The organism is Salmonella sp. 32120201201600049SM, from assembly GCF_017572835.1.
Taxonomy (GTDB): Bacteria; Pseudomonadota; Gammaproteobacteria; order Enterobacterales; family Enterobacteriaceae; genus Salmonella; species Salmonella enterica.
This window is the reverse complement of the sequence record NZ_JAGESA010000010.1, coordinates 24,615-37,863: the sequence shown is the minus strand read 5'-3', so window position 1 is coordinate 37,863 and position 13,249 is coordinate 24,615. Positions and strand designations below refer to the sequence as shown.

Genomic DNA, 13,249 nt, shown 5'->3' with positions numbered 1-13,249 from the left:
GAATGTTCAACCTTAGAAAAAGGTGCCTATAAGACTATATAGCCAGTTATCAACTATTAAAAAAATTTCGGTGATGATGAAGCATTCCATAACATTTATATTTAGCTTTCTCCCTCAGATGAAAAAGAATATACACAAATCATTTTTAAGCCGTTCATCATAATTGCAGGAAAAGTCCCTGTTTTCTTGGCATTCTATTATAGTTACCCGCGAGAAATAATCAGCCAACTGTCGGGTACAGAAGGGAGTGGCAATGACATGTTCAATCGAGACTATAATGACTCCGGACAGAGGTAACTGTTTCATAATATTTTTCCAATTGATTTGACATCAGAATGAACGTGGCATCTCCAGCACATGCTCAGCGATATAGCTCAGGATCAGGTTGGTAGATATGGGAGCAACCTGATATAAACGTGTTTCTCTAAACTTTCGTTCGATATCATACTCACAGGCAAAACCATATCCACCATGAAATTGCAGGCAGGCATTGGCTGCTTCCCAGCTGGCTTTCGCAGCAAGGTATTTCGCCATATTAGCCTGTGCTCCACAATCAAGATGCTGATCAAAAAGCTCGCACGCTTTAAAACGCATCAGATTAGCCGCTTCCACTGCAATAAATGCTTCTGCAATAGGAAACTGCACCCCCTGGTTCTGACCAATGGGACGACCAAAAACCTCACGCTCGCAGGTATAGCGGGTAACACGATCCATAAACCAATATCCATCGCCTATACATTCTGCCGCAATCAAGGTACGCTCTGCATTTAAACCATCAAGTATGTAATGAAAACCCATACCCTCTTCACCAATAAGATTTTCTTCGGGAATTTCCAGGTTGTCAAAAAAGAGCTCGTTGGTTTCATGATTGACCATATTGGGAATAGGTCGTACTGTCATTCCATTTTTCATAGCTTCTTTAATATCAACCATGAAAATAGACATCCCTTCGGATTTACGTTTTACATTTGCAAGGGGAGTAGTTCGAACCAGAAGAATCATCCAGTCTGAATGTTGAACACGTGAAATCCAGACTTTTTGTCCGTTTATCACATACCGGTCTTCTCTTTTTACAGCTGTAGTTTTAATTCTGGTGGTATCTGTACCTGCTGTGGGTTCTGTGACGCCCATCGACTGCAGGCGCCATTCACCAGTAGCTATCCGTGGCAGCCAGAATTCTTTCTGTTTATCGGATCCATGACGTAACAACGTATTCATGTTATACATCTGACCATGGCAGGCTCCAGAGTTTCCACCCGATCTATTGATCTCTTCCATGATAATAGATGCTTCAGTTAAACCAAGCCCTGACCCTCCAAATTCCTCCGGGATGAGCGCAGCCAGCCAACCAGCTTTGGTTAGTTTATTAACAAACTCTTCAGGATAGGCTTTTGCTTCATCTATCTTACGGTGATATTTATCATCAAATTCACTACATAATGAACGAACCGCATCACGAATATCCTGATATTTATCCCTTTCAATACTTTTCATAATTTTTTCCTCAATAAACCAGCGCCAACAGGGGGTAGAAAATGACCTTTTATCGGATGACCATCAGCAGATAGATCTGACTGGCGGTCGACAGGAAGAAAATAGAGCCAGTGCCATAATTCTGGCAGAACGCCCCCCCTCTTTAAAGATTTTGATGTCTTTATCCAGAGTGGCGGCCAGCAGCTTAGCGGGACCGGGGTTAAGATAATCGGTGTTGCGCAGAATGCCAGGCTGCCAAATTTGAATATCAGTATATTGCATAAAAGTTACCTTTAAGGAGGAAAAAATATGATTTATAATTTATCGATAAGTTCAGGTACAGCTTTGAAAATATCAGCTACCAAACCATAATCCGCAATAGAAAAGATAGGAGCGTCAGGATCCTTATTAATAGCGACAATGACGCCTGACTCTTTCATCCCGGCAAGATGTTGTATGGCGCCAGAAATTCCCAGAGCAATATAAAGTTGAGGCGCAACGATTTTTCCGGTCTGGCCAATCTGATAATCATTTGGTGCATAACCAGCATCTACAGCAGCCCGACTTGCCCCCACGGCAGCGCCTAATTTATCTGCCAGGTTATCAACAAGTTCTTTGAATGCCTGTGCACTTCCTACTCCTCGTCCACCTGATACTACAACTCTGGCGGATTGTAAGTCTGGACGGTTACTTTTATTAACATGTTGGCTAATAAATTTTACCTGATCTGAACCAAGAACAACCTCTGTAAATTCAATGGGGGCTTTTCCCTCATCTTCCGCAACCGCAGCCGCAAATGAGGTAGGACGAACAGTTATCACTTTATATTCATCATCACTGTGTACTGTGGCAATAGCGTTACCCGCATAGATTGGACGTTCAAAGGTATGTTGATCAATGACACGCGTAATATCACTAATCTGAGATACATCAAGTTTTGCTGCTAAGCGTGGCGCACAGTTTTTTCCAAAAGAGCTTGCAGGAAAAAGAATGGACTGATAATGATTTTTCCCACTATTCAAAAAATAGCTGATCTGTTTTTCCACATTCTCTGCCAGAAGGTGTTCGAATAGTGGGCTGTCAGCAACAAATACAGTGGATATCCCCTGAATATGACTGGCTTTAACTGCAATACTTTCTATACCATATCCTAACATAAGTATATCTATATCACTATTAATGGCTTTTGCCGCAGTGATAGTACTGAGTGTTGAAGGTAAAAGAGTATTGCCGTTATGTTCAGCAATAACTAAAGAAGCCATATTTTCCTCCTTAAATTACTTTTTCTTCGTTTTTTAATTTATCTAGCAGCGTGTTAATATCTGGAACGATTATGCCTGCTTTCCTTCTTGCTGGCTCATCAACTTTAATAATAGTCAATCTGGATGACGGGTTAATACCAAGTGAATCGAAATCTATCTCCTTAACAGGTTTCTTTTTGGCTTTAATAACATTCGGCAAGCTGATATTCCTCGGTGTATTCAGACGTAGATCTGTAGTGAGTACTGCAGGCAGGGATAAATTTAACGTTTCTAATCCTCCATCAACCTCACGAACAGCAGTTAATGAATTATCAGAAATAGTAATTTCACTAACATTAGTGGCTTGGGGAAGATCGAGTAATGCTGCCAGCATTTGGCCTACCTGATTACAATCATCGTCAATAGCTTGCTTGCCTAATAATATAATATCGGGTTTTTCATTCCGGGTAATAGCGGTGATAGTTTTGGCCACAATTAGTGGTGTAAGAGAGTTTTTTGTTAATATGTGTATTGCCCTGTCTGCCCCCGCTGCCAGTGCTGTACGCAATACATCCCCTACACCTGTGTTTCCTATAGACACTACAACAACCTCACTGATTAATCCCCGTTCTTTTAAACGTACTGCTTCTTCAACTGCAATTTCATCAAATGGATTGATACTGAGTTTTGAATCAGAAATATCAACATCAGAATGATCTCGCTTTATTCTAATTCTAACGTTATGATCGACAACTTGTTTTACACAAACTAAAGCTTTCATTGGTGACTCCTTCATATATTTACTAAATGCTATGAGCCAAAATCCTTTTTGCTTTTTCCAGTAACGGTTTATCCACCATTTGCCCTTCATGACTGAACGCTCCATGGGGATATTGAGCCAGTCGCATAATCTGGGGAACCCACTCGATTTCTTGTTTTAAATAGCTGAATGCTCTGTTTACATGTGAAATTTGTGGAGGGTGAATACATACCTTGCCACTGAACCCCATTTTACAGGAGTGAATAGCATTTTGTATTGTCAACTCGTTTTTCATAAATTCAGTTGTGATACCGTCAACAGAAGGATATGATCCAGCCAGGCGTGAAGTTATTACAATTTTTGCACGTACAGCAATCAGTACTTTTTCATCATTACTCATGAAATTCAGAGCATTTTCTCTGGCAATTATTTTTTTCTCAGATGACACCGCATTTTCTAAATCAAGGATTACGCTATCAGCACAACTGCTATTTGCTTTTTCAAATCGTTCAGGTTGGTCCCCCGTAACGAAAAGAAAAAACCGTTCTAACGTTTGCATTCTCGTCTCTCATTTGAATGGAGCATCTGATAATTCAATATATCTTAAAAAAATAATTTTCTGAATTAGCTTTTATCTAACCCCCCATTAAAATTGGTTCAGGTTCGCTGATAACAGAAAGAAACATGTAATTTATTGTTACAATAACAAAGATAAAAATAAAATTTAATTATTTGATATAAATAACGTTTCAGAATAGTAAACGGCCGACATTCCGTACCTGTTTCAGGAGTGAATTCGACTATACCGTTCCCTAAGAACATCAACGATTGTCTGGTGAACCGAATTTAGTCACCTTTGGCGGAAAACAGGCTGGCATATAGGAGAGCATGACAACCCGGGTCATTCCCTCCGTGATTTTTTAGTAACACGCTGAAAAAGTATCTGAAACTTCATTCTGCAAGTGAGACTTTCCCCGAAGTCGATCGATACGTTTTATCTTGTGCCTGACCGATGCTACTCCTGACAAATCACGCCCAATACTGAATAAGTGTAAGAGATGCACCGTTAATCACTACACTGGTAGCCTCAATCAGAGATTGACGGCGGTAAAGGTGCAAAGGCTCCAGTATATTTTTAAAGGATTTTTGGCATAATGAACGAGCAGGCATAGTGATGATTTCCTTGAAAGTGTTAGCGCAATCAATTAGATCACATAACACTATGCCTGTCCTGGTTTGCTGGGGATTCCTCAGGAGTCGCCTCCCCCTTATTCAGACCTGTGTAAGCGGTGAATGTGCTTTCAGACTCTGAATACTCAGCGTCAAAGTTGTCAGACAGTTTTCAAGTTTATCTGCGTTGACGGCAATAAAGGTCGGACAATCATGGTGTCCGCTCATTAAACAAACGGCGGCGGCTGCAAGCGCGCCTTCGGCACGGCGCAGCGCGTTCCACTCTTCCTGATCGAGATGCAGTCCCTGCCGTAAGGATTGATCGTGGAGCTCGCGATTCAGTTCAAAAAAATTGTCACGCAGAGAGTCACTTTCGCTGACTGACATATACCCCTTCGCTTTTCGCAATTGCAGATAAGCGGCAAGATCGATACGCGCGTTTATCAGCTTGTTGAGAAGATCGGTTCTCAGTCTGTCAACGACCATACCTTTTTTCCTCCTCTTTTCTACCAGGGTTCAACTTAATAGTATGGTCGTTTTTTAGACAAAGGGGTGTCAGAGATCAAGAATTTTCTTAGAATTGCCCTTTTTCACCTTTTGCTGATAACCACAACGGTTGATGCCGCCGCTCCCGATGAGATTGCGATACAATTTTTGTTCGGATATCTGTAGAATCCCTGCCCTGACCATTCCAATAAATGAACACTTTTTAAGCTATGAGTAATGTAACCCACCAGCCAAAGATCGGCTTCGTTTCCCTGGGCTGTCCGAAAAACCTCGTTGATTCGGAACGAATCCTGACTGAGCTTCGTACCGAAGGCTATGACGTTGTGCCACGCTATGACGATGCGGATATGGTTATCGTTAATACCTGTGGCTTTATTGACAGCGCGGTACAAGAGTCACTGGAAGCCATTGGCGAAGCGCTGAACGAAAACGGTAAGGTAATCGTCACCGGCTGCCTGGGCGCAAAAGAAGATCAGATCCGCGAAGTGCATCCGAAAGTACTGGAAATCACCGGGCCGCATAGCTATGAGCAAGTTCTGCAGCACGTACATCATTATGTACCGAAGCCGAAGCACAATCCATTTTTAAGCCTCGTACCAGAACAGGGTGTAAAACTGACGCCGCGCCATTATGCGTATCTGAAAATTTCTGAAGGCTGTAATCACCGCTGCACGTTCTGCATCATCCCGTCGATGCGCGGGGATCTGGTCAGCCGCCCGATTGGCGACGTATTAAGCGAAGCGAAACGTCTGGTTGATGCCGGGGTCAAAGAGATTCTGGTGATTTCGCAAGATACCTCCGCCTACGGCGTAGATGTGAAGCACCGCACCGGATTCCATAATGGCGAACCGGTGAAAACCAGTATGGTGAGCCTGTGCGAGCAGTTATCAAAACTGGGCGTCTGGACACGTCTGCACTACGTCTACCCCTACCCACACGTTGATGATGTGATTCCGCTAATGGCGGAAGGCAAAATCCTGCCTTATCTGGACATTCCGCTGCAACATGCCAGCCCGCGGATTCTTAAACTGATGAAACGTCCCGGTTCCGTTGACCGCCAACTGGCGCGCATTAAGCAGTGGCGCGAAATCTGCCCGGAACTGACCCTACGCTCCACCTTTATTGTCGGCTTCCCCGGCGAAACGGAAGAAGACTTCCAGATGCTGCTCGACTTCCTGAAAGAGGCGCGCCTCGATCGTGTAGGCTGCTTCAAGTACAGCCCGGTGGAAGGCGCAGGCGCGAATGACCTGCCGGATCAGGTGCCGGAAGAGGTGAAAGAAGAGCGCTGGAACCGCTTTATGCAACTGCAACAGCAAATCTCCGCTGAGCGCTTGCAGGAAAAAGTGGGCCGCGAAATTCTGGTGATCGTCGATGAGGTTGACGAAGAAGGCGCTATCGGGCGTAGCATGGCGGATGCGCCGGAAATTGACGGCGCGGTCTATTTGAACGGCGAAACCAACGTCAAGCCGGGCGATATCGTGCGCGTGAAAGTGGAAAACGCCGACGAATATGATTTGTGGGGCAGTCGGGTTTAACGCCACCTCCCCCGGCGCGGGTGTCGGATGTGTCACCCCACCTGGCGAGCCCGTTCCAGGCCCTCCAGGCGTCAACGCCACCGGGCTGGCTTACCCCTTAATCTTCGGGTCCAGCGCATCGCGCAACCCGTCGCCTAACAGGTTAAACGCCAGCACAGTCAGGAAAATCGCCACCGCCGGGAAGAGCGCTACGTGCGGCGCGATGACCATATCCGCCCGCGCTTCATTGAGCATCGCTCCCCACTCCGGCGTTGGCGGCTGCGCGCCTAATCCGAGAAATGACAGGCTTGCCGCGGAAATAATTGACGTACCGATACGCATCGTAAAGAAAACCACAATTGACGAGACCGTTCCCGGCAAGATATGGCTAAACAAAATCGTCGTGTCGCTGGCGCCGATACTGCGGGCAGACTCAATAAACGTCTGCTGTTTTAAGACCAGGGTATTTCCGCGCACCAGACGAGCAAACGCCGGAATAGAGAAAATCGCCACCGCAACGATCACATTAGCAATACCGCTGCCTAACACCGCCACAACGGCAATCGCCAGCAAAATGCCGGGGAAGGCGAACAGCACATCGCAAATGCGCATAATAAAACGATCCCACCAGCCTTCATAATATCCCGCCAGCAATCCCAACACCGTACCGATTATCGCGCCGATAAATACCGCGAACACGCCCGCAGCCAGTGAGATCTGCGCCCCAACGAGAACCCGGCTAAAGATGTCTCTTCCCAGCGAGTCAACGCCAAACCAGTGCTGCAAAGAGGGGCCATTGTTCAGGCTATCGTAGTCAAAATAGTTTTCCGCATCGTAGGGCGTCAGCCAACGGGCAAAAATCGCCACCAGAATTAACGCCAGTACGAATCCCCCGGCGACCAACGCGACATGCTGGCGGCGAAAACGACGCCAGAACTCCCGCCACGGCGTGCGTATCTGGTCGGGTTTTACCACCGGCATAGCATGTAAAATCGCCTGACGGCGCCAGTTAAATAATCGCATCCTTACTTATACCTGATAGCCGGATTAATGGCGGCATAGAGGACATCCACCACTAAGTTGATAAGAATAAATTCCAGAGAAAACAGCAGCACTTCTGCCTGAATCACGGGGTAGTCGCGCATGTCGACGGAGTCGACCAGTAATCGCCCAAGCCCCGGCCAGTTAAACACTTTTTCAACGACGATCGAGCCGCCAAGCAAAAAGCCAAATTGCAGTCCCATCATGGTGACGACCGGGATCATTGCATTGCGCAGGCCATGTTTTAACACCACCCACGTTTCACTGACGCCTTTCGCCCGCGCGGTCCTCATGTAATCCTCGCTCAGGACATCGACAAACGAGGAGCGCGTAAAACGCGCCATGACGGATGCCACCGCCGCGCCAAGCGTCAGGGAAGGTAAAATATAATGTTGCCAGCTATCCGCCCCCACGGTCGGTAGCCAGCCCAGATCCACGGAAAAAATCTGCATTAACAACATTCCCAGCGCAAAAGCCGGGAAAGAAATGCCGGTCACGGCAAGCGTCATTCCTACCCGGTCAGGCCAGCGATTACGCCACACGGCGGCGGCGATGCCGATCGCCATGCCAAACAGCACCGCCCATATCATACTGGTTATCGTCAGCCACAGCGTCGGCAAAAAGCGGCTGGCGATCTCCTCAGAAACCGGGCGGCGGGAAACCATTGACGTCCCGAAATCGCCTTGTAAAACATGGGTGATGTAATGCCAAAACTGGACATGAAGCGGCTGATCAAGCCCCAGCTGCTGACGAACCAGCGCGATCACCTGCGCGTCGGCTTCCGGTCCGGCTATCAGCCGCGCCGGGTCGCCGGGCAACAAATGAACAAATAAAAACACCAGCACTGCCACAATCAACAGCGTAGGAATTAATCCCAGCAGGCGCTTGAGAACATAGTTAAGCATCACACGAACCTTTTACCGGATGGCGGACAACGCGCGCGCCATCCAGCCCCATCGCATTACTTACTTCAAATCCGCATCGTCAAAGCTGAAACCGGTATCCGGCATAATCCAGAAACCGGTCAAATTTTTACTGTGCGCAGAAACCAATTTCTCCACCACCAACGGTATCCAGGGCGACTCTTTCCAGATAATATCCTGCGCCTCTTTGTACAATCGTGTTTTCTCCTGCGGATCGTTGGTCTTTAAGGCCGCCGCCAAATCGCTGTCGACCTGCTTGTTGCTGTAAAAAGCGGTATTAAACTGCGTCGGCGGCCAGTTTTGTGAGGCGAAGAGCGGCGATAACGCCCAGTCAGCTTCGCCCGTCGACGCCGACCAGCCGGTATAGAACATTCGCACGCCGCTCTCTTTTTGCCCTTTGCCCTCGACTTCCGCAGCGCGCTGGCCGGCGTCCATCGCGGTTATCCGGGCTTTAATGCCAATCTGCGCCAGTTGCTGTTGGGTAAACTGCAACACTTTTTGCGCGGTGCTATGGTTATGCGATGACCACAGCGTGGTACTGAAACCGTCTGGATACCCCGCCTCTTTCAGCAGTTCGCGCGCTTTAGCCGGATCATAGGGCCACGGCTGATAGCTTTGCGCATAGGCTATCGACGGCGGCACCACGCCCGTCGCCGGCGTGGCGTATCCGGCAAACGCCACTTTAACCAGCGCCTGACGATTGATAGCGTAATTCAACGCCTCACGCACCTTAGGATTATCAAACGGCTTCTGCGTCACATTCATACTGATATAACGCTGCATAATGGACGGGCTGGCGACCAGTTCGAGGTTTTTATTTTTCGCCAATAACGCGGCCTGCTCATAAGGGATAGGAAAAGCAAATTGCGCTTCGCCGGTTTGCAGCATCGCCGCGCGGGTATTGTTGTCAGTAACCGGACGCCAGGTAATAGAATCCAGCTTGGGTAAGCCCTGCTGCCAGTAACCGGCGAACTTCTTCACTTTGACAAAGTCGGTCTGATTCCAGGTTTCAAGCTGGTATGGACCGGTACCGACCGGATGAAAACCAATATCCTTGCCATATTTTTCCAGCGCTTGCGGCGAGATCATCGCCGTCGCCGGGTGCGCCAGAATATTAATGAAAGCGGAGAACGGCTGTTTCAGGGTAATTTTTACCGTTGCCGGATCGACGACCTCCGTTTTTGCGATATTTTTATACAGGTTATAACGCTTGAGGTGGTTATCCGGATTGCTGGCGCGATCGAGATTCGCTTTTACCGCCGCCGCATTAAAATCCGCGCCGTCCTGAAATTTCACCCCCTGCCGTAGGGTAATGGTGTAGGTCAGACCGTCATCAGAAACGGTATAGCCTTCCGCCAGGACGTTTTTTACCTTCATGTCTTTATCCAGGCCAAACAGCCCCTGATAAAATGACTTCGCCACCGCCTGCGAGAGCGTATCGTTGGCGTCATACGGATCGAGCGTGGTGAAATTAGACCCTACAGCCACCACCACATCTTTGGCCGCCAGGGCCGGAAAAACCGCAATGGATGAGGCCAGTCCCAGCGCCGCCAGCCATTTATGCGTAATAAATTGCGTCATGTTGTTCTCCTGAAACCCTGCCTGTCTGAATGTTATAAGCGCGAGAGCGCATTATCCTGCAGCGGCCGCGCAACATAATGTCCCGGCCCGACCAACTGTAATGAAACGGCGGGCGTCTCTTCGCCACGTTTATGAATATTGCTGGGTATATCATCTGATAGCAGAACGCGCCGCGGCCGGTGTCTGGAAGGATCGGCAACCGGCACCGCCGCCATCAATTTACGCGTATAAGGATGCTGCGGATTTTCAAAAACGGCGCGCCGCGGCCCCATCTCAACAATTTGACCAAGATACATCACCGCCACGCGATGGCTAATTCGCTCCACGACCGCCATATCATGCGAAATAAACAGGTAGGCGATCCCCATTTCCCGTTGTAAATTGAGCAGTAAATTAATGATCTGCCCGCGAACGGAAACATCCAGCGCGGAGACCGCCTCATCGGCAATAATCACTTTAGGATTCAATGCCAGCGCGCGAGCTATGCAGATGCGCTGACGTTGACCGCCGGAAAACTCGTGCGGATAACGCCAGGCATGTTCAGGACGTAATCCGACACGCTCAAGCAACCAGGCCACGCGCTTTGCCGCAGCGTCCCCCTGCCCCAGGCCATGAATCCGTAAAGGTTCCATAATGGAATACCCCACGGTCTGGCGCGGGTCGAGCGAGGCGTAAGGGTCCTGGAAAATACACTGAATATCGCGGCGCAACGGCTGGAGTTTACCCGCAGACAGCGTGTCAATGCGCTGGCCGTTAAAGATAATCTCCCCCTGCCGGGATTCAACCAACCGCAGCAGCGCGCGTCCGGTCGTCGATTTTCCGCTACCGGACTCGCCCACCAGCGATAGCGTTTCGCCGGGCCAGAGATCGAAACTGATATTCTCAACGGCATGAACTTCACGCGTAACGCGGTTAAAGAGACCGCTACGCAGCGGGAATCGCGTCACCAGCCCCCGAACCTGGAGAATAGGCTCGCCTTCCACCACCGTGTCTTGCTCAATCTGCGATTCATAAAGGGCTGGTTCGTCAGCGGAAATCAACGGGAAACGGCGTGGCAGCGAGTGGCCGCGCATCGCGCCAAGCTGAGGGACGGCGGCCAGTAACGTTTGGGTATAAGGATGCGTCGGCGCATGGAAAATCTGCTCTACGCTGCCGGTTTCCACGGCCTCGCCCTGATACATCACCAGCACGCGATCGGCGATATCCGCCACGACGCCCATGTCGTGGGTGATAAAAATCACGCCCATCGACATCTCTTGCTGCAACACTTTGATAAGTTGCAGAATTTGCGCCTGGATAGTGACATCCAGCGCCGTGGTGGGTTCATCGGCAATCAATACCGCCGGACGGCAGGATAGCGCCATCGCGATCATGACTCGCTGGCGCATCCCGCCGGAAAGCTGATGCGGATAACGCGATAAAATCGCCTGCGACTCCGGGATCCGTACCTGATCGAGCATACGTTTCGCTTCCGCCAGCGCCTCTTCGTGGCTGGCGCCCTGATGCAAACGAATAGATTCGGCAATTTGCTCGCCAACGGTAAATACCGGGTTGAGCGAGGTCATTGGCTCCTGGAAAATCATGGCGATATCCGCGCCGCGCACACGCCGCATCTGCGCGTCACTCTGCTCAGACAACTCAATCACCTGGCGATTACGCCGACGCAACAGCATTTCGCCGCAGCGCACGTTCGCGCCCGACTGCTCAATCAGCCGCATTAACGCCAGCGCCGTCACCGATTTTCCCGAGCCCGACTCGCCGACAATCGCCAGAGTCTCTCCACGCTTCAGGCGTAATGACACATTACGCACGGCGTCTACCTGTTGCCCTTCGTGGTGAAACGCGATATTCAGGCCACTTACGGACAGAACATCGCGGCTATCCAGTTCATCGCTGTGCGGCACCTGCGGCTCCTTATTCCCGGTAAATTCCTGTGGTCGGCGTATCCCCGGCATATCCCCAGGCGCGATACATCCCTTCGCTGTTAAACGGCAACGCGACATTACCTTCGTGATCAACGGCGATCAATCCACCGCTGCCGCCCAGCGCCGGTAATTTTTCCATCACCACGCGCTCGCAGGCGTCGGCAAGGCTGAGTCCGCCATATTCCATCAATGCGGCGATATCGTAAGCCGCGAGCGTGCGAATAAAGACCTCTCCTGTTCCGGTACAGGAAACGGCGACGCTGGCGTTGTTGGCATAACACCCAGCGCCGACCAGCGGGCTGTCGCCGACGCGCCCGGGCAATTTATTGGTCATCCCGCCGGTAGACGTTGCCGCCGCCAGATTACCGAATTTATCCCGCGCCACCGCGCCGACTGTACCCATTTTTTTCGTTTCGTCCAGCGGCGCGCCGCTGTGATCGAGCGCCATTTCGCCCGCCGCACGCGCCGCCAGCAATTGCTCGTAACGCGCCGGGGTGGAAAAGATATCCGGCGAAACGCGCGCCATCCCCTGTGAAAAGGCAAAGTTTTCCGCCCCTTCCCCCACCATGAGTACATGCGGGCTGCGCTCCATCACCAGTCTGGCGGCGAGCACAGGATGGCGAACATGACTCACGCCCGCGACGGCTCCGGCTTTCAGGGTATTGCCGTCCATCACGCAGGCATCCAGTTCATGAGTCCCGTCTCGGGTATAGACCGCGCCGATACCCGCATTGAAGAGCGGACACGCTTCCAGCAGACGCACCGCTTCCGTCACTACATCAAGCGCGCTGTCACCTGCTTCCAGCATCTTTTGCCCGCTTTCAACAATCTCTGACAACGCCTGGATATAGCGTAGCTCCTGCTCATGGCTCATTTGCGCGCGAGCAATCGCGCCTGCGCCGCCGTGAATCGCAATCACTGCTTTATTCATTTTTAGGGTCCATTACGGTGGCACACAACTTTTACTATAACTATCAGAATTGTTGTGAGTTATTCATTCGATTTTTGAATATAGAAAGATGCGTAAGGTATGTAAAGGCGCAAGGCCGTCTCTAAGACCGAGGTAGCATACTGCCCGCCACTGTTTTCTGACATAATAGCCGGATTCGATTTT

12 protein-coding genes and 1 pseudogene are annotated in these 13,249 nt (G+C 49.8%); 1 reads left to right on the top strand and 12 read right to left on the bottom strand.

Annotated features, from left to right (window positions below):
- Positions 1 to 330: 330 nt before the first annotated feature.
- The 7 genes and pseudogenes from J4650_RS17775 to bssR all read right to left on the bottom strand — a co-directional run bounded on the left by J4650_RS17775 (position 331) and on the right by bssR (position 5,130).
- Positions 331 to 1,494 (bottom strand): acyl-CoA dehydrogenase family protein, encoded by a 1,164-nt coding sequence (locus J4650_RS17775; RefSeq protein ID WP_000835399.1) that lies wholly within the window; start codon positions 1,492 to 1,494, stop codon positions 331 to 333.
- Between the two features lie 63 nt (positions 1,495 to 1,557).
- Positions 1,558 to 1,755, bottom strand: a complete 198-nt coding sequence (locus J4650_RS17770) for a hypothetical protein (RefSeq protein ID WP_001200424.1) — start codon at positions 1,753 to 1,755, stop codon at positions 1,558 to 1,560.
- Between the two features lie 32 nt (positions 1,756 to 1,787).
- On the bottom strand, positions 1,788 to 2,735 hold the full coding sequence (locus tag J4650_RS17765; protein ID WP_000157776.1) for an FAD-binding protein: 948 nt from the start codon (positions 2,733 to 2,735) through the stop codon (positions 1,788 to 1,790).
- A 10-nt stretch (positions 2,736 to 2,745) separates the two neighbouring features.
- Positions 2,746 to 3,495, bottom strand: coding sequence for an electron transfer flavoprotein subunit beta/FixA family protein (locus J4650_RS17760; protein WP_001521753.1), 750 nt, complete (start codon positions 3,493 to 3,495; stop codon positions 2,746 to 2,748).
- A 22-nt stretch (positions 3,496 to 3,517) separates the two neighbouring features.
- The gene (locus J4650_RS17755; RefSeq protein WP_001521476.1) at positions 3,518 to 4,033 is read right to left on the bottom strand and encodes a CoA ester lyase; all 516 of its coding nucleotides are present in this window, start codon (positions 4,031 to 4,033) and stop codon (positions 3,518 to 3,520) included.
- Positions 4,034 to 4,397: 364 nt separating this feature from the next.
- A pseudogene (locus tag J4650_RS22875) lies at positions 4,398 to 4,644 on the bottom strand (IS4 family transposase); the annotation flags it as partial.
- Between the two features lie 102 nt (positions 4,645 to 4,746).
- Positions 4,747 to 5,130 (bottom strand): biofilm formation regulator BssR, encoded by a 384-nt coding sequence (gene bssR / locus J4650_RS17750; RefSeq protein WP_000259648.1) that lies wholly within the window; start codon positions 5,128 to 5,130, stop codon positions 4,747 to 4,749.
- A 230-nt stretch (positions 5,131 to 5,360) separates the two neighbouring features.
- On the opposite strand from bssR, the gene rimO reads away from it, so the two are divergent.
- A complete protein-coding gene (rimO, locus tag J4650_RS17745; RefSeq protein WP_000073314.1) occupies positions 5,361 to 6,686 on the top strand; it encodes a 30S ribosomal protein S12 methylthiotransferase RimO in 1,326 nt (441 codons plus the stop codon).
- Between the two features lie 90 nt (positions 6,687 to 6,776).
- Here the strand turns inward: rimO and gsiD are convergent, their stop codons facing one another.
- From gsiD to iaaA, 5 genes are read right to left on the bottom strand one after another with little or no spacing between them, the layout of a single operon-like run.
- Positions 6,777 to 7,688, bottom strand: coding sequence for a glutathione ABC transporter permease GsiD (gene gsiD / locus J4650_RS17740; RefSeq protein ID WP_001236024.1), 912 nt, complete (start codon positions 7,686 to 7,688; stop codon positions 6,777 to 6,779).
- Positions 7,689 to 7,690: 2 nt separating this feature from the next.
- Entirely contained in the window at positions 7,691 to 8,611 is a 921-nt protein-coding gene (gsiC, locus tag J4650_RS17735; RefSeq protein ID WP_000936066.1) for a glutathione ABC transporter permease GsiC, read from the bottom strand.
- Positions 8,612 to 8,671: 60 nt separating this feature from the next.
- Positions 8,672 to 10,210 (bottom strand): glutathione ABC transporter substrate-binding protein GsiB, encoded by a 1,539-nt coding sequence (gene gsiB, locus J4650_RS17730; RefSeq protein ID WP_023993611.1) that lies wholly within the window; start codon positions 10,208 to 10,210, stop codon positions 8,672 to 8,674.
- A 32-nt stretch (positions 10,211 to 10,242) separates the two neighbouring features.
- The gene (gene gsiA, locus J4650_RS17725) at positions 10,243 to 12,114 is read right to left on the bottom strand and encodes a glutathione ABC transporter ATP-binding protein GsiA (protein ID WP_023993610.1); all 1,872 of its coding nucleotides are present in this window, start codon (positions 12,112 to 12,114) and stop codon (positions 10,243 to 10,245) included.
- Between the two features lie 10 nt (positions 12,115 to 12,124).
- Positions 12,125 to 13,066, bottom strand: a complete 942-nt coding sequence (gene iaaA, locus J4650_RS17720; RefSeq protein ID WP_001030503.1) for a beta-aspartyl-peptidase — start codon at positions 13,064 to 13,066, stop codon at positions 12,125 to 12,127.
- Positions 13,067 to 13,249 lie beyond the last annotated feature (183 nt).

Bases quoted from the DNA above. Each gene is read 5' to 3' on its own strand.
- J4650_RS17770 (WP_001200424.1), bottom strand. From the start codon at position 1,755: ATGCAATATACTGATATTCAAATTTGGCAGCCTGGCATTCTGCGCAAC.
- gsiC (WP_000936066.1), bottom strand. From the start codon at position 8,611: ATGCTTAACTATGTTCTCAAGCGCCTGCTGGGATTAATTCCTACGCTG.
- bssR (WP_000259648.1), bottom strand. From the start codon at position 5,130: ATGGTCGTTGACAGACTGAGAACCGATCTTCTCAACAAGCTGATAAAC.
- rimO (WP_000073314.1), top strand. From the start codon at position 5,361: ATGAGTAATGTAACCCACCAGCCAAAGATCGGCTTCGTTTCCCTGGGC.
- J4650_RS17755 (WP_001521476.1), bottom strand. From the start codon at position 4,033: ATGCAAACGTTAGAACGGTTTTTTCTTTTCGTTACGGGGGACCAACCT.
- J4650_RS17765 (WP_000157776.1), bottom strand. From the start codon at position 2,735: ATGGCTTCTTTAGTTATTGCTGAACATAACGGCAATACTCTTTTACCT.
- gsiB (WP_023993611.1), bottom strand. From the start codon at position 10,210: ATGACGCAATTTATTACGCATAAATGGCTGGCGGCGCTGGGACTGGCC.
- J4650_RS17760 (WP_001521753.1), bottom strand. From the start codon at position 3,495: ATGAAAGCTTTAGTTTGTGTAAAACAAGTTGTCGATCATAACGTTAGA.
- J4650_RS17775 (WP_000835399.1), bottom strand. From the start codon at position 1,494: ATGAAAAGTATTGAAAGGGATAAATATCAGGATATTCGTGATGCGGTT.
- iaaA (WP_001030503.1), bottom strand. From the start codon at position 13,066: ATGAATAAAGCAGTGATTGCGATTCACGGCGGCGCAGGCGCGATTGCT.
- gsiD (WP_001236024.1), bottom strand. From the start codon at position 7,688: ATGCGATTATTTAACTGGCGCCGTCAGGCGATTTTACATGCTATGCCG.